Source organism: Methylomonas rhizoryzae, from assembly GCF_008632455.1.
In the GTDB taxonomy this organism is placed as follows: Bacteria; Pseudomonadota; Gammaproteobacteria; order Methylococcales; family Methylomonadaceae; genus Methylomonas; species Methylomonas rhizoryzae.
In genome coordinates this window covers 2,493,218-2,509,337 of sequence record NZ_CP043929.1, presented here as the reverse complement: position 1 = coordinate 2,509,337, position 16,120 = coordinate 2,493,218, and the positions used below count along the sequence as shown (strand labels likewise).

The 16,120-nt window shown below is 58.0% G+C and carries 10 protein-coding genes; 3 read left to right on the top strand and 7 right to left on the bottom strand.

What is annotated here, in order from left to right; all coding sequences use genetic code 11:
* Positions 1-17 precede the first annotated feature (17 nt).
* Together F1E05_RS11185 and F1E05_RS11180 are read left to right on the top strand one after the other, a co-directional pair.
* Positions 18-1,133, top strand: a complete 1,116-nt coding sequence (locus F1E05_RS11185; RefSeq protein ID WP_150048467.1) for a YncE family protein — start codon at positions 18-20, stop codon at positions 1,131-1,133.
* Positions 1,134-1,399: 266 nt separating this feature from the next.
* The gene (locus tag F1E05_RS11180) at positions 1,400-1,546 is read left to right on the top strand and encodes an antitoxin (RefSeq protein WP_150048465.1); all 147 of its coding nucleotides are present in this window, start codon (positions 1,400-1,402) and stop codon (positions 1,544-1,546) included.
* A gap of 334 nt (positions 1,547-1,880) precedes the next feature.
* Here F1E05_RS11180 and F1E05_RS11175 read toward each other — a convergent pair whose 3' ends face one another.
* Positions 1,881-5,699, bottom strand: a complete 3,819-nt coding sequence (locus F1E05_RS11175; protein WP_150048463.1) for a PKD domain-containing protein — start codon at positions 5,697-5,699, stop codon at positions 1,881-1,883.
* A gap of 901 nt (positions 5,700-6,600) precedes the next feature.
* Here F1E05_RS11175 and F1E05_RS11170 point away from each other — a divergent pair.
* Positions 6,601-8,724 carry a YgiQ family radical SAM protein gene (locus tag F1E05_RS11170; protein WP_150048461.1) on the top strand — a complete coding sequence of 708 codons (2,124 nt, stop codon included), beginning with the start codon at positions 6,601-6,603 and terminating at the stop codon, positions 8,722-8,724.
* 142 nt (positions 8,725-8,866) lie between these two features.
* Here F1E05_RS11170 and F1E05_RS11165 read toward each other — a convergent pair whose 3' ends face one another.
* The 6 genes from F1E05_RS11165 to F1E05_RS11140 all read right to left on the bottom strand — a co-directional run bounded on the left by F1E05_RS11165 (position 8,867) and on the right by F1E05_RS11140 (position 15,829).
* Positions 8,867-10,072, bottom strand: a complete 1,206-nt coding sequence (locus tag F1E05_RS11165; protein WP_150048460.1) for an ABC transporter permease — start codon at positions 10,070-10,072, stop codon at positions 8,867-8,869.
* A complete protein-coding gene (locus F1E05_RS11160; RefSeq protein WP_150048458.1) occupies positions 10,066-10,773 on the bottom strand; it encodes an ABC transporter ATP-binding protein in 708 nt (235 codons plus the stop codon). Before F1E05_RS11160 ends, F1E05_RS11165 begins: the two co-directional genes overlap by 7 nt.
* A complete protein-coding gene (locus F1E05_RS11155; RefSeq protein WP_150048456.1) occupies positions 10,770-12,047 on the bottom strand; it encodes an efflux RND transporter periplasmic adaptor subunit in 1,278 nt (425 codons plus the stop codon). Before F1E05_RS11155 ends, F1E05_RS11160 begins: the two co-directional genes overlap by 4 nt.
* Positions 12,034-13,521 carry an efflux transporter outer membrane subunit gene (locus F1E05_RS11150; RefSeq protein WP_232056632.1) on the bottom strand — a complete coding sequence of 496 codons (1,488 nt, stop codon included), beginning with the start codon at positions 13,519-13,521 and terminating at the stop codon, positions 12,034-12,036. Before F1E05_RS11150 ends, F1E05_RS11155 begins: the two co-directional genes overlap by 14 nt.
* 146 nt (positions 13,522-13,667) lie before the next feature.
* Complete coding sequence (locus F1E05_RS11145; protein ID WP_150048454.1) at positions 13,668-14,987, bottom strand: alpha/beta hydrolase; 1,320 nt, start codon at positions 14,985-14,987, stop codon at positions 13,668-13,670.
* Between the two features lie 131 nt (positions 14,988-15,118).
* Positions 15,119-15,829 carry an EF-hand domain-containing protein gene (locus tag F1E05_RS11140; protein WP_150048452.1) on the bottom strand — a complete coding sequence of 237 codons (711 nt, stop codon included), beginning with the start codon at positions 15,827-15,829 and terminating at the stop codon, positions 15,119-15,121.
* Between the last annotated feature and the right edge of the window lie 291 nt (positions 15,830-16,120).

Sequence of the window (16,120 nt, the reverse complement as noted above, 5' to 3'; positions counted from 1 at the left end):
ACCGAGGGAAACCAACTATGAAAATCGAAACTGTCATTCAGCTGCCACGATTGGCGCGGCAGTCGGCTGTTATTGGCTCGCTGTGCGCTAGTCTGGCTAGTGGGCCCGTATTCGCCGCCGATCCCACCGATACCGGCAAGATCTTGGTAACCAACCGAACCTCGGGCACCTTGACCGTAATCGACGTCGCAACCGATATGGTGACGGACACGGTTTCGCTGGCGGTACCGGGTTTTCGGCCGCCCGATCCCATGTACGTCAGTTACGTGCCCAAGCTGAACCGCATCTACGTCAACGATAGAACCAACAGCGCGGTGACCATGCTGGATGCAAAGACCTTTGAGTTGCTGGATTCGGTGCCGGTAGGAAAGGGGGCTTTCCATATGTGGGTGGATCCCAACGGCAAGCAGTTGTGGGCCGTCAACGACATCGATAAAACCATTTCGGTACTGAAACCGAAAACCCTGGCGACGCTGGATACTTTTAATATTCCGCAAACGCTGATCGATTTGGGCGGCAAACCGCACGACATCGCCATCGACAACAAAGGCAAGTTCGCCCTGGTCACCGTGCTGGGTACCAGCGACGGCAAAGGTTACGTGCTGCGCTACGATACCAAGAAACGCAAATTGACCCACCAAGCCGAGGTCGGCGGCGATCCGCACGTCGGCATAGGTTGGAAAAAATCCGTGGTGTATGTGGCCTGCCAAACCAACAGCAAGGTTTACGTGTTGAATACCAAGGATTTGAAGCCCTTGCACGATCCTATCGACGTTCCCAACGCCCACGGAACGGGCTGGACCCATAGCGACAAGACCTTTTTCACCACCAACATCACCGGCAAGGGCGTGGACGGCTTGCAGGCGATCGGCGTGACCGGCAATACAGTGATCGGCAAAACCGATACCGGGGAAGGCTCGGAAGAAACCGACGAAGACGTGCCGCACAATATCGCGATCACCAAAAACGACAGCAAATTGTACATATCTCATTCCGGCCACGATCCCGGCGAAATCAGCGGAGTGGTGACGGTGTACGACATCCGCGATCCCGCCAGTCCCAAATACCTGCACACCATACATGTCGGCTTGAATCCGTTCGGCATTGCTTATATGGGTAACAAGACCCGGTAGTAGCAGGAAGTTAGCTCCGGCACCTGTCCGGCCTTGATTGAAAGCTTGCAAGACGAGAGGTATCGTATTTCTCGCCTGCGCACAACCATCCGCCCGGAATGACCGGCATTTTTTGTAATTCGTGGTTAAAAACCGGCTTGAATAATTGTGTCGTCTACATCAGCTACAAATTTCGGTACCTCCGCTCCTCGTCCTCCGGGAGAGGGATGGGGTGAGGGAAGCAAAACCGAAATTTGAAGCGTGATGACTATATTCTTGGAGCCACCATGTGCCAAATCGCTAATTTGTTCAACAATGGCCGCAGCCAAGCCGTTCGACTACCGGCGGCGTTTCGCTTCGAAACCCAGGAAGTTTTCATCCGTAAAGACCCGGAGACCGGCGATGTAATCTTGTCGCCTAAACCGGCGGATTAAAGCGATTTTTTCGCGGCGCTGGGGCCCTGCATACCCGCCGATTTCCTTAGCCTAGTATGGACTTGCCGATTGCAGCCTACGCAATAGCCGTTGATGCTGTATTGGTTACCAATGACCGGGCTTTTTTACCCACTTGAGGGGTTGAAAATCCAAGATTGGAGGCTGGAATACATCATATTGGCTTAATCAATGGCAGTAATTGGCTACCCAGGACAATCGGCTTTCCAGCCATGCTTTGTGCTTGTCCGGCGTTATTTGCTGCGTTCCGGCTGCATCTAACCTCGAAAAAAGGCGCATCCCTGCGCCTTTTCGTTTTGCCGGTTAAGCCGTAAGGCTAGCTATGGCCTTCCGTTTCGTCCGGATTGCTGTCGAACGGTTCCGGCAATCGCGGTGCGTGGTCTTTAGCCGCCGGCCAACCGCCCGTCGGCGATTTGGGATCCGGGGCGCCGATAAAGCTCTTTTTCAAGCTATGGCAAAGATCGCAGCCGATGATTTGGTCTTTGGCGACTTTAACCGGCTTGCCTTTGTCGTTGGTCAGCGTCCTTTCGACTTGGGTTTTAGACAAGCGCGTGCCTTTGTGGTCGGCGCCGTGGCAGGCGGCGCATTGGTCTTCACCGTCCGGACCGGGCTTTTTCGCCATGTCGTTATGCCAGCCGCCGTTGATCTTTTTGGGTTTGGCGCTGGCCGCGGCACCTTCGGCGTGTTTGTACCAGGAGGCGTCGTTGACGGGATGCATGCCGTGCGGACCGGCCAGATAGGCTCTGGAACTTGCCGGAGTGACCACATTGCCGGCTCGAATACCCTGGGCAACGCCGGCACCGTTCGGAAACTCATGGCTGGCATCGCCGCCGTCCGTCGCCACCAAGCCGGTAACGAAATCGTCTTTGACGTGACAAACCGAACACTCCATGATTTTGCCCTCGTAACCTTGCAGCTGTATCGCGGTTAGGTTGTCGTTGGCGTTAGGTTCCGGATTGGGCCAGGTAGCGTGCGAACCGCCGTGGCAGGTCGAACAGTTCAGGTCGCCTCCGCTACCGGAGCCGTGCACGTCGCCGCTTTTCCGGTACAAAGCCTGGGATAACTTGACTTTGCGATAGAAGGTATCGCCTACCTTGGCGGCTAAGCCCAGGTCGACTTCGGTTTGGGTTGCCGTGGCTTTTTCCGGTCTTTCCTCTTCGTGCGGCATCACGGCGAAACGGGCGTTCATCGGTATTCTGGAAGCCTTTGCCGGGTCGGCGGCATTCCAGGCGGTTTTCATCACGCCGGGGCTGTAATCGCCGGATTTGGCGTCGCCCATATGGCAGGAGCCGCAATCGGGTTCGTCTATCCAATATCGTCTGAAATCCAGTTGGGTCAGGGTATCGGGATCGTCCTCGCCTAATTTCAGGCTGCCGGCCGTTAACGCGTAATTGTATTGCTCGTTGGGATAGCTGTTGCCGACCGCCAGCATGTCGCCGTGGCAATTGTCGCATTTAAGACCGGCGGCATGGTGAATGTCGCGGTAACCGTGTTCGGTTTTGCCGGTATGGCAGTTGCTGCAGTTTTCATCCATAGCCACTTGTTCGCCGAATGGGTACAGCAATCGACCTTGCGGATGCATGGGAAACCGATCCGGCGCCCAGTTGTTTTTCAGCGTATCCCATAGGTTGCGGGTTTCCTTGCTCGGATCGACCAAGCTGCCGTCCGCGTTGACCGTTCCAGCCGCTTTTTGCCGGATATTGGCCTCGTCGAAGTGCATGGAGTCCCAACCACGGCCGCCGAACATTAACGGGTGACCGCGTTCGTCGCGGATCAACCGGCCCTTGTTCTCGCCGTCTTTATAAACCTGCAATTTGCCGTGAAAGGCGTGCATGGTGCCGGAGAAGTTGGACAGGCCGTTTTGATAAGCTTGCGCGCCGGCGCCGATGTCGGCTTTCAACTGACTGGTGTGGTGGCCGGCGCAGGCCGCACCTAATGAGCCTTTGCCTTTTTCTTCGGCTTGGTCGGCAAAGGTGGTGGCATACGTGGTTCTGGCTGCGGCCGGATCCAGCGCCGGGTAAGCATTGCCGTACAGGTTTAACTCACCGTATGCCTGATTGTAGTAATACTTGGTCATGTAATCGTGCATCAGTGCGGCGTTGAATAGTGCCGCTTTTTCCTGGGCCTTCCAGTCGTCCTTGTCGCCGTAGTCCTCCGCAGCCTTGAATTTCAAGCGCAGTTGCAGTTTGCAATCGGTTTGGCCTTTGGTACAAGCTGCGTTAGCGGTTAAATTCCAGTAACGCGATTCAACTACCCGGTCGGTACGCAAGCCGTTGGCATCGTAGTTCTTGCCAACGTTGGGTGGGCGGTTGTCGATTTTATCGGTCAAGGCGACGTGCTGGTCGTCGAAACGGTTGTGGATGGCCGGGCCGTAACCGTACTTGGTAAAGTCGGCGAACAAATCGCCGCTCAGGCTGGGAATCGTAGCCGGGGTTTGCCCTTCCAAGAAGCTGCCATTGCCGGTAGCCGGGCCCGGAGAGCCGTCGGCATTGCGCAATTCGCTTTCATGCACCGGAGTGCGCCATACCTGATCGTCGGCTGCCATTTGGCCCTTGCTATGGCATTCCCGACAACGGGTTTCCGAAGCCGTGGTGTATACCGCGTCGGCAGCCGCAACGCGTTGACCGCCGACTTTGGCTTCGACCCGCATCAAAGGATAAGGATTGACCCGGCCTTGGTCGTCGATGTCGCTGGCCGGAATGTTTTGCGCTACGAATGCGCTTTGATCGCTGCTGTAATCGAACGTTTGCGGGTCGTTGCGTTTGTAGGGATCGGCGATACCCGGCATGGCGCGTTTGCCCGTGCCGCCGTCGACGTGGCCGGCTATGCCTTGGTCCGGTTTGGTCATGGCTTGTACGCCGTTGAAAGTCACTCGGTTGTGACCGTCTATGCCGGCTTGCCCGTATTGCACGGGATTCGCCGCGCCGGTCTGTTTATCCCAGGGTTGATACGAGCGGTCCCAGAACTCGCTTTTGGCCAGCACCGCGTCTTGATAATCGTGGCCGGCTATCAATTTGGTTTCCTTACCGGCCGTTTTTAACGAGCCGTCGCTGTTGTAAGTCGGCAAACACGACCAAACGCACAAGGTAGTGTCGGGATCAAAATTGGCACCGGCGGTTTGGTCGGCGAACAAGTTCTGGCTGGTGGAATTGATGGAGTTGGCTCCCAAGGGATCCAATGGGTTGGAGGCGGCGGAGTAGAACACGCCGACTTGGTCGGAAGAAACAATGATGGGTTTGCGCGGCACTTTTTTCAACACTTGCGCGTTCAAGGCGTTGTAAGGATTCAAGCTGTTGAAGGGTAGGGTAACTTGACTGCCGCCTTGCATGCCGGTGTCCTCGAAAGGCATGACCACGTAGGCATCGGTATCGTTGCTGCCGTCGGCGCCGGGCATCCCGGAAGCCGGCTGCGGCGCCGGCTGTTCGGCGACTTTAGGATAGGGATTGCTGCCGGTGGGCGGGATCACCGAAACCACCAGTGCGTCCTTGACGGACTGTTCGTCCAGCCAGCCGCTCAGGGTGACTTTATAGCGTCCGGGAATCGTGTAAGTGTGGCTGGCACTGGTGCCGGAGCCGTCCTGGCTGCCGTCGCCGAACGACCAAGCATATGTCGCCGCGGCGGCTGCGGCTGCGGTTTTTTTGGACTTCTTGCCGACGCTGATAGAGCCGGCGGTAAAATCCACGGTTTGACCGGCGACGATTTCGAGGTCTTGGCTCGGCGAGGCGATGCCCATCTCGGGAACCGCGCAACTTGCCGGGGCGCCGGTTACTTTGACCAAGGCCCGGGTGACGGTATTGTCGCCGGGATTGGTAACTTCCATGCGCAGCAGGCAAGGCGTGGTTGAACTACCTGAAAGTTTGATGTTGAAAGCCCGTTTGCTATCGGTGCTTCCGCTATACACAATAGTGTTGCTGCCGGCATCGAAGACGGTGATCTTGGCGCCTTGCGGAATGCTGCGAGCGGTTTTGCCTACCAGTGCGATTTCGCCGTTAATGCGTTTGGTCGTGGCCTTTAACGGTTTGGACGCGGCATCCGCTTCGTATAGCGGATTGGTTAGCAAGCCCAACAGAAGCGCGGTGCAGGCCATGGATTTGCCTGTGCCGCCCTGAAATCGGGTTATCGGTCTGTATCTCATTGCAAAGTATCTCCCTGATGGTTGAATACGAATTGGCCGAGAGCCAATTCCGTTAACGGCCTGCGCGGGCAAATCCGGAAAAATCCGGCATGCTTAACGCCAAGGCCGGCAATCGCGCCCGCGGCTCTCGGGGTGGCAAGTGCCGCGGTATCGATCGCTGTTGGGCATCAGCTAGCGAATAAACTGATGTTTACCAAGCATGCAAAGGCAATTGTTATGCCTGTATCAATTAATAGTTACCGGTTTGCACGAACTATTGGAGATTTTTAATAAGTAAAGCGACTGGGTATAAGTGATAGATAACGGCTTGGGTAAGCTTGATATGTGTGTCGTGAGAGTGAGGAAAATGTGAAATTTCGATTGAGTTTTAACCGCTTAGATTTTGACATGGTCGCTTTCGCCTTGATGCTTGCGGCAAATTTTTGGAGTGGGTGTGCCGGCCTGGGAACGGTGTGAGCGATAATCCGCATTTTGGGTGACCATTTGCCGGATGCCAAATAGCCGAATGATTCAGGGGGGTTGCTAGCGAAAGAATTGTGTGGAATGCCTGATTTTTCGTCATAAACCGGGGTAAATCCCGTAATTTGCCCATGGTTAAAAATCCGCGGGTAAACCGGTCGCATGGTTGGTGCCGCCGGCGTCAATGCTAAGCGTTTCGGCGTGGTTTGCCGGGATTAATAAATACCGGTGCGGAAAGTTACAGGCATTCAATTGGACGCCGGGAGTAAATTCGAGGAAAATAATGCACTTGCAGTGCGGCAGGCGGTCAATGGAGCCGGTGCCGCAAAACCTTCTGCGCGTAAGCCGTGTCGGATCCGGATTGCGCTCAACGTCCGATAAGCCGATTGTTAACGGTCTTTCATTGCTGTAACCCTCACGCATTACCGCCAGGCAGTTTTCTATGATTCACAACGCACCGAATATCTTCGGCTACCGTAAATTTTGGGCCCATCGCTTTGGGCCGGCGCCGCAATTGCCGATGAGCGTCGAGGAAATGCAGGCTTTGGGCTGGGATGCGTGCGACGTAATTTTGGTCACCGGCGACGCCTATGTGGATCACCCCAGCTTCGGCATGGCCGTGATCGGCCGGGTGCTGGAAGCGCAAGGTTTCAGGGTGGGGATCATTTCCCAGCCGGACTGGCACAGCGCCGAAGATTTTCGAAAATTAGGCCAGCCCAAATTGTTTTTCGGGGTAACCGGCGGCAATATGGATTCCATGGTCAATCGTTATACCTCGGATAAGAAAATCCGTTCCAACGACGCCTATACGGCCGACGGTGCCGCCGGCAAGCGTCCGGATCGAGCGGTGAACGTGTACTCGCACCGCTGCCGCGAGGCGTATAAAAACGTACCTATCGTCATCGGCGGCATAGAAGCCAGTTTGCGGCGCATCGCCCATTACGATTATTGGTCGGACAAGGTACGCAAGTCGATTTTGTTGGATTCCAAGGCTGACTTGCTGGTGTACGGTAACGCCGAACGGCAAGTCGTAGAGATTGCCCACAGGCTGGCCAAAGGCGAAAGCATTCACGATTTGAAAGGCATACGCGGCACCGTGCACTTCGTCAAGCAAGTACCGCAGGGCTGGCTGGAGAAAGATTCCACCCAGCTGGATGCGCCGGGCGCGGTGATTTCGCACGTCAATCCGTATCAGGAGCAGCCGGCCTGCGAAACCTCGGCAAAGGCCGATGCCGGCGAGCAAGTCATTCAATTCAAACCGATCGCCAACCGTCAGCGCGGGCAAACCGTGATTCGTTTGCCGGATTACGACGCGGTTAAGGACGATCCGATTTTGTACGCGCACGCTTCCAGGGTGATGCACGGCGAAACCAATCCCGGTAACGCGCGGGCTTTGATTCAGCGTCACGATAACCGCGAAGTGTGGGTCAATCCGCCGCCTTTGCCCTTGACCACCCAAGAGATGGATGGCGTGTTCGAATTGCCGTATTCGCGCTTGCCGCATCGTCAGTACGGCAAGGCCAACATCCCGGCGTTCGAGATGATTCAGCACTCGGTGTTGATCATGCGCGGTTGTTTCGGCGGCTGCAGTTTTTGTTCGATTACCGAACACGAAGGCCGCATCATTCAAAATCGTTCGGAAGATTCCATTATTCGAGAAATCGAGGCTATACGCGACGTATCGCCGAACTTTACCGGCCACATTTCCGATTTGGGCGGACCCACCGCGAATATGTGGCGTTTGGCCTGTAAAGACCCGGCCATCGAAGCCTCGTGCCGCAAGCCGTCTTGCGTGTACCCCGGCATTTGCCAAAATCTGAATACCGATCAAACGCCGCTGATCAAGCTGTACCGGCGGGCCAGGGCCTTACCCGGCATCAAGAAAATTTTCATCGCCTCCGGCTTGCGTTATGACATCGCCGTGGAAACGCCGGCCTACGTCAAAGAACTGGTCAGCCACCACGTCGGCGGCTATTTAAAAATCGCCCCGGAACATACCGAACAAGGGCCGTTGTCGAAAATGATGAAGCCGGGCATGGGCAGTTACGACCGCTTTAAAGCGATGTTCGATAAATACTCCAAGGAAGCCGGCAAGGAGCAGTACCTGATCCCGTACTTTATTGCCGCCCACCCGGGCACGACGGATACCGATATGTTGAATCTGGCGCTGTGGCTGAAGCGTAACGGTTTTCGCGCCGATCAGGTGCAAGCGTTTTTGCCGTCGCCGATGTCGATTGCCACCGCCATGTATCACTCCGGTAAGGACACTTTGCATAAAGTCGGCCGCAACGCCCCGGATATTTCGATACCGCGCAGCATGAAACAACGCCGTTTGCACAAGGCATTTTTGCGCTACCACGATCCGGCCAATTGGCCGTTGCTGCGCGAGGCGCTGAAGCAAATGGGCCGGGCGGATTTGATCGGCAACGGCAAGCAGCATTTGATTCCCGGCTATCAACCGAAAGGCTTACCAAATCCGTTAGATAAACAGCAAGCCAAACGGCAGACCTTCAAAACCAAGCATACCCAGGAAGCGAGCGGCAAAGCGCGACGCCGGCGCGCTTAGCGCTCACATTCACCTCTAAAGACAGTATAAACAGTGTCTTTCGAAGTGTCTGGGATGATTAAACCATTTCAGAGCCGGTTGTAGATTTCAATACGGTTTTGACCGCGCAAAATCGCGCGCATTCGTTTTGGCATTCGCTCGGCTATTCGTGCCGCAGCGCTTCGATAGGGTCCAGCCGGGCGGCTTTGCGGGCCGGGACGTAGCCGAAGGCGATGCCGACCGAGGCGGAAAAGGCGAATGCGCCCACTATGATGGGTAGATTCAGTACCAAAGGCACTTGCAGCACGCCGGCCAGCAGCGACGACGCGGCCAAGGCCAACAAAATGCCAATCAGGCCGCCGGTGGACGACAGCACCACGGCTTCCACCAGAAATTGCAGCAGGATTTCCCGCTCCAGGGCGCCTATGGCCAGGCGGATGCCGATTTCGCGGGTGCGTTCGGTCACCGACACCAGCATGATGTTCATGATGCCGATGCCGCCCACCAGCAGGCTGACCGCTGCTACTGCGCCTAACAGACTGGTCATCATTTTGGTGGTGCCGGACACCATCGCGGCGATTTCCTTCATGTCGGTGACGTTGAAATTGTCGTCTTCGTCGGCGGCCAAATGCCGGCGGTTACGCAGCAGTTGTTGCAGTTGCCGCTTGACGTCGTCGGTGGATACGCCGTCTCTGGCCGAGACTTGAATCAGCCGGACTTCGGTATTGCCGGCGATGCGGCGCTGAAACGTGCGCAACGGCACGACCACGAGGTCGTCCTTGTCGGTACCCATGCTGGATTGGCCCTTGGCGGTCAGCACGCCTATCACTTCGCAAGCCAGCTTTTGCAGGCGGATGCGGGCGCCGATAGGTTCTTGCCCGCCGAACAACTGGCTGCGCACCGTTTCGCCGATGACGCACACCGCTGCGCCGGAGCGGGCTTCGCTGGCCGAAAACAAACGGCCGGCGGATACGTCCCGATTGGTCGCCATGAAATACTGGTCGGTAGCGCCGGTGACCGTGGTACCCCAGTTCTGGTTGGCGTAAATCGCGGTGCTGGAGGCGGAGGACTGAGGCGCTACCGCCTGCAGTTCCGGCATCTCGCGGGTGATGGCTTCGGCGTCGGCCAGGCGAAACGCCGGGGCCGACGAACTTTGTCCCGGCCCCATGCGTTTGCCAACGCTGATCATCAGCAAATTGCTGCCCAGGCTGGAGATTTGTTGGGTTACTTGCAGGGTGGCGCCGCTGCCCAGGGTGACCAGCACGATCACCGCGGCTACGCCGATGATGATGCCCAGCATGGTCAGGACCGAGCGCAGCAAATTGCGCTGCAAGGCCAAAAACGCCAGTTTGAAAGCCACGCTCAGCATGTTCCGTTCTCCGCGCCGTCTTGGGCGATCAAACCGTCGCGAAAAAGCACCACCCGCTTGGCGTAAGCCGCCATGTCGGCCTCGTGGGTAACCATGACCACGGTAATGCCTAAGTCGCGGTTAAAGGCGCTCAACAATTGCATGATTTCCCGGCTGCGTTGACTGTCCAGATTGCCGGTCGGCTCGTCCGCCAGCAGCAGCAACGGTCGGGTGACGATGGCCCTGGCGATGGCTACCCGCTGCTGTTGACCGCCCGACAGCTGGTTGGGCATGTGACGTTCCCAGCCGCGCAAACCGACCGTGTCTAAAGCCTGCAACGCGGCGGCGTGTCGTTCCTTGGCCGGCATGCCGCGGTAAATCAGCGGCATTTCCACGTTTTCCAGGGCCGAGGTACGGTTCAGCAGATTAAAGCCTTGAAAAATAAACCCCAGATAATGCCGGCGCAGCAGGGTACGCTGGTCGCGCGACAGGCCGCCGACGTCGACGCCGCGAAACCAATAACGGCCGGCGCTGGGTTGGTCCATGCAGCCCAAGATGTTCATGCACGTGCTTTTGCCCGAGCCGCTTGGTCCCATAACGGCCAAAAATTCGCCGGGAAATATGCGCAAACTGACGCCGCGCAAGGCGTGCATGACGGCGTCGCCGCTGCCGTAGCGTTTGTGTACGGCTTGCAATTCCAGCAACGGGCCGCTAATACTCACGGTTTGCTTGCCAGTCCGGTGACGATGGCGGCGCCTTCCGGCAAATTGCCGGAAACGACTTCGGTATAGCGGCCGTCGCTGGCGCCCTTGTCGATTTCGACGGCGGTCAAGTTACCGTTTTGTAATGTCCATAGCGTTTGCCGGTTGTCGCTGGCCGCCGAAACGGCCCGACCGGTTTCCGAGCGCGGCGGGTGCGGCAGCAGGGCGCCCAAGATGCCGCCGTTTGCTTCGTCTTCGGTCGCCGGTTTAGGCGGGGTAAAACGCAAGGCGCCGTTGGGAATCAATAGTGCGTCGTTGTGGCGTTCCACGGTGATGATGGCGGTCGCGGTCATGCCGGGGCGTAGCGACAATTCGGCGTTGTCCACCCGTAGCACGGTTTTGTAAGTGACCACGCCGTCCACGGTTTCGGCACCGTAACGCACTTGCACGATTTCGGCCGGAAAAGTGCGATCCGGGTAGGCGTCCACGCTGAATTCGGCGTGCTGGCCGGGCTTGACCAAGCCGACGTCAGCTTCGTCCACGTCGACCTGTAATTCCATTTGCGTCAAATCCTCGGCTAGGGTGAACAATACCGGCGCTTGAAATTGCGAGGCAACCGTTTGGCCCGGCTCCACCGAGCGGGTCAGCACCACGCCGTTGATCGGCGATTTGACTACGGCTTTGGTCAAGTCGGTCAAATTGACGTTCAAGGTGCCTTGCGCCTGTTCCACGCTGGCGGTCGCGGAAGCTTGGTCGGCCCGGGCGCGGGCCAGGGTGGCCTCGGCGGCGTCCAGGTCGTACTGCGACGGCACTTTGCCGCCGCTGAGTTCCCTTACGTTCAACAGTTTGGCCAGTTGCACTTCGGCTTCCTTGACCGTGGCCTGCACTTGCTGCACTTTGGCCTTGGCCGCCGCCAAGGCGGCCTGCGCCTGCAGCGATTGTGCCTCCAGCCGGGTAGTGTCCAGCCGGGCCAACACCTGGCCGACTTCGACTTGGTCGTTGTAATCCACCTCCACGCTTTTGATGGTACCCGATACCTCGATGCCGACTTGCACTTCCTTGAGCGGCGCCAGGGTGCCGGTAGCACTGACCGTTACCGACAACGTGCCGCGGCGCGCACTTTCGGTTTGGTAAGCGACGGTTTCGGATTCGCCGTTTAATGCCAGCCAAATTGCAAGTCCCAAGGCCAAGGCCAAAAACCAAGCCAGGCCTTTGCGCAGCGGCTGCGATGGCGTGGGACGCATGCCTAGAACGTCGGCGATATCGTCCGAGTCGGGTGAGTTATGATCGTTCATGATCCTCCTGTTCTCCTGTTGGCGGTGTGATGCGGGTTTGCCAGCCGCCACCCAGGGCTTTGTAGACTTGCACTAAATAGCTGGCGAGGTCGGCCCGGCTTTGCGCTAATTGCAATTGATTGTTGAGCAGGGCGCGCTGGGTTTCCAACACCGCTTGAAAATCGCTGGTGCCGGCCTGGTATTGCAATTTGGCGATGGCCAGGGCGTTATCGCCGGCTTCCACCGCGACCTTCAGTGCGTCTTGGCGTTGGCTTTCCTCCCGGTAAGCAATCAGGCCGTTTTCCACCTCGCTCAACGCGGTCAATAATGTCTGTTCGTAAAACCCCAAGGCTTGTTGTTGCAGCGCGCTCTGAATCGCTACGTTAGCGCGAATCCGCCCGCCGTCCAGCAGCACCAACGCGGATTTGGCGGCCATTTGAAAGGCTTTGGCACTGGCGGTGTACAAATTGGCAAATGCCAAAGAATCCAGCCCGATTGAACCGGACAGGGTGAAATCCGGGTAATTGGCCGCTTCGGCAACGCCGATTTGCGCAGTTTGCGCCGCCAGCTTGCGTTCGGCTTGCCGCACGTCCGGGCGTTGCCTAAGTAAATCCGCCGGTATGCCCAGAGCGATGTCGCGGTTGGCGACCGGAATCGGCGCCGGCCGTGCCAACAACTGGTACAAGGCGTCCGGGGCTTGGCCGGTCAATTTCGCCAGGTTGTGTTTGGCTTGCTGCAGCGAACTGCGCAGGCTGGGCAAACTGGCGCGGGTATTTTCCAACGTGACTTTGGCTTGTTCGACGTCCAGTTGGGTACTCAAGCCTGCCATCTGCCGCCATTGAGTAATCTCGTAAGTGTCGGTTTGTGTGGCCAAGTTGGTTTCGGTGATGGTCAGCCGCTCCTGGTAGCCGCGCAATTCGATGTAGGTTTGCGCGACTTCCGCATACAAGCTGACCAGTACCGCGTACAAATCTTCCTGGGCGGCTTGTTCCGTGGCTTCGGCGGCTTCCAGACTGCGGCGCAATTTACCGAATAGGTCCAGCTCCCAACTGGCGCTCAAGGTATGGCTGTAATGTTCGAAAGTGCGACCGATACCGGTGGAGCCGGCGCTGATTCCGGCGGCTTTGGCACTGCCGGTTTGATTGACCGAGGTGGTCAGCGACGAGGTCGGCAGTAAATTGGCGAACGCCAGCTCTCGGCGGGCTTTGGCTTCCTCGACGCGGGCGGCCGCTTGTTTCAGGTCGCGGTTGCCGGTTTGTGCCATCACGATCAAACGGCTTAACACCGGGTCGTCAAAGGTTTGCCACCAGCGTGGGTCATCGGCCGCTGCAGCGGCCGGCGCGGAATGGCCGGCTTGGCGCCAAGCGTTAGGCAGTTCGGGGGACGGCGCTTGGTAATCCGGCCCCAGCATGCAGCCCGGTAGCAGCATGCTGAGGCTGATGGCGACGATGCGGGCGGTGTTGGGTTCCATGTGCTGCGGTTTTGTCCTGTTCATGCCGTGTGAGCGCGAAAGCGATTGCGACAGGGTGGGGCGATGATCGGCTAAGGGTTAGGCAGCGCTACGACGCGCGCCAGTTTCGTTAGGTTCCGTTGCACGCGCTGTGACGCGGTCGGTTAACCGTCCGGCGGCCGCTTGGAGGTTTATTTCCATTGTAATCGCCCCGTTTTTCCCAGCCAAGGGCCGGCATTTTGCCGCAACCACAGCTCGGCGAAATTATCCTGTTTGGCGATATCGTCGAAGAACGCCAGGGTAACGCAGTAGATGGCCGCAATCGCGGCTGAGGCGCCGCCCGGTTCACCGTCCTCATCATCCGGTCCGCCGGTCCCGCGTCCCGCGCCGGGAGGACCGCCGTGACCGCCGCCGGGGCCTCCAGGGCCGCCGAAGCCCGCGCTGCCGGTGTAGCCCGGCGGGCCGCCGGCGGGCGGTCCGTTGCGACCACGGCCGCGGTCGTGACCGTGTTCGGCGCTCGGCAGAGCGAAACCGGTGCCGGCCAGCAATCGGTGTTCGGCATTTTTGAGCTGTAGCAACCATTTGCCGCCGGCCGGGGCGTATTGCCAGATGGCGGTGCGGATTTGCGGCGAACTGATCGCGTAAGGATCGTGGTCGGTGTCCGACGTAACGGCTAAAAACGGGCGCTGAATGTCTTGGTAACGCTGGGCGGCCGTGCCTAGAGCCGGGTCGGCGCTAGGACTGAGCAACACGGCGGCCAAAGCCGTCGGCGGCGCTGAAGCCGGCGCCGGACCGTTACGTTCGCCGATCAAGGCGGCGACGGTTTGCGCGCCCAGGTCGTAACCGGCCAACAGCAAGCGTTGCGGGTCGGCTTTGGCGTATAAACCTTGGCGATTGCGACTGCGTTCCAGGCATTGCTCGAGCGCCCATAACGTCAAATCCAGGCGCTTTTGCAAGGCATCGACAGCGAATAATTGATGGCCGATATAGCGCAGTTCGCTGGCGCGGGCGTCTGCCGCCCGGCGTTTGCCGCGTTGTTCGTCGTCGTCTTCGTCGCTTTCGTCGGTCCGGCCGCCGAAGTCGGGCCAAAAGCCGCCGGATTCCGTGGCGGCGGGCGGCGGGCCGATTTGAATCAGGGCGTCGGCGATCTCTTTAGGCTGCAGACTAACCACCACGTAACCGGCTTTAGCCCAATATTCGCGCCACAATTTGCCGGCATCCGCTTGTTCCCCCAAACCCGGCAAATACACGATCAAGGGGTATTGGCCGGGCATGGCGGGTACGAGTACCGAAACGTCCACGATGTCGGCAGCGCGGCGCCAATGGTCTTGTGCGGCAATCACCCCGTGCCGGCCGGTCGCGAAATAGCCGCCGTCGGCGATCATGGCTTGGGTTTTTGCCTGTTGTTCGTCTGCCGACAATAACGCTGGGCGCTGGCTGCAGGCTGCGGTCGACAGGATCAAGGCAGCCGCTGCCAAACGGCGGCCGAACGAGAGCGGTAAAACGGACATAGGCGGTGACACTGCAGTGAACGACGACGCCATTATGCCTGTTTTACCGGCAAACCCGGTTACAGTGTAGGTAAAAACGGGTAAATCCCCGGCTACCGGCTAGTACCAGCGGGCTACGGCCCTTGCCGGGTTTATGCGGAAGCCGAAAATCCGTTGTTTTCCGAGCTATCGCCGTAACCGCTATAAGCGTGAAACAAATCCATCATGGTTTTTAGCAATTGCCGGTCGGTGTCGGATTGGCTGCCGTCTGTCCGGCTGTTGCCGGTGTCGTCGACGGGTTGCGAGCTATCGTTGGCTTGTTGGTAAGCCATGGCTTCGTCGTGGCTGATTTTACCGTCGCCATTGCTGTCGGCTGCGTCGAAATTTTCCGCCAATTGGCCGAACATTTCGGTCATTTTGCTATCGCCCGTGTCGCTGCTTTGCGATAGCTCGGTCAATTGCTCTTTACTAAAACCTGGGTCCTGTTGCTCCTGACCCGCTTCGGGGGGCGGAGGCGGCATGTCGCCTTGGCCTTGCATGCGCATGCGCGGAAAAGGCCCGTCCAGTTCCGAGGCGATTTTCTCGAAAGTAGCGGCCATTTCCTGCTGCGTGACTTTGCCGTCGCCGTCGCCGTCCAGCGCGGAAAACATTTCGTCGGCCGAATTGCTTGCATGAGTGCTGTTGGAATTGCCGATATTGCCTAAAGCCGCTTCCAAGTCCGATTTTTCGATATAGCCTTGGCCTTTGCTGTCCAGTTTGGAAAATAAATCTTCGGCCATTTTGCCAGGATCCGGCCGTTGCATGGGCCGCATGCCGGACATGGCGGCCGCGGAATGGGTACTGCTGAGGCTGTTGATGTTCATGGACGTTACCCCTGTATCGATTGTTGATTTTTGCGCCGCTAACCCGGCGCCCCGGTTGCAGCCTGTGCTCGGGCTACAAGAGGATGCGAGCAAGTTATCGGCCTAAACTCCTTGTAAAATAGTGGGTTAAGGGTAAAGTTGGGTAAAGAAAAGTTAAGAAAAAACGGCGAGACCGGCCTTGTTAACCGTTTCGATGGGGTGAAACGCCGGCCGGTTATTGTCTTGTGAAAAATATTGCCGCCTAAGCGGCAAGCATTTGCCCGTTTCCCGGGAGGGCGGCGCGAATCGTTG

Excerpts from the sequence above, each read along its gene's own strand:
- F1E05_RS11185 (WP_150048467.1), top strand. The coding sequence starts at position 18 with ATGAAAATCGAAACTGTCATTCAGCTGCCACGATTGGCGCGGCAGTCG.
- F1E05_RS11180 (WP_150048465.1), top strand. The coding sequence starts at position 1,400 with ATGTGCCAAATCGCTAATTTGTTCAACAATGGCCGCAGCCAAGCCGTT.
- F1E05_RS11175 (WP_150048463.1), bottom strand. The coding sequence starts at position 5,699 with ATGAGATACAGACCGATAACCCGATTTCAGGGCGGCACAGGCAAATCC.
- F1E05_RS11170 (WP_150048461.1), top strand. The coding sequence starts at position 6,601 with ATGATTCACAACGCACCGAATATCTTCGGCTACCGTAAATTTTGGGCC.
- F1E05_RS11165 (WP_150048460.1), bottom strand. The coding sequence starts at position 10,072 with ATGCTGAGCGTGGCTTTCAAACTGGCGTTTTTGGCCTTGCAGCGCAAT.
- F1E05_RS11155 (WP_150048456.1), bottom strand. The coding sequence starts at position 12,047 with ATGAACGATCATAACTCACCCGACTCGGACGATATCGCCGACGTTCTA.
- F1E05_RS11150 (WP_232056632.1), bottom strand. The coding sequence starts at position 13,521 with ATGAACAGGACAAAACCGCAGCACATGGAACCCAACACCGCCCGCATC.
- F1E05_RS11145 (WP_150048454.1), bottom strand. The coding sequence starts at position 14,987 with ATGTCCGTTTTACCGCTCTCGTTCGGCCGCCGTTTGGCAGCGGCTGCC.
- F1E05_RS11140 (WP_150048452.1), bottom strand. The coding sequence starts at position 15,829 with ATGAACATCAACAGCCTCAGCAGTACCCATTCCGCGGCCGCCATGTCC.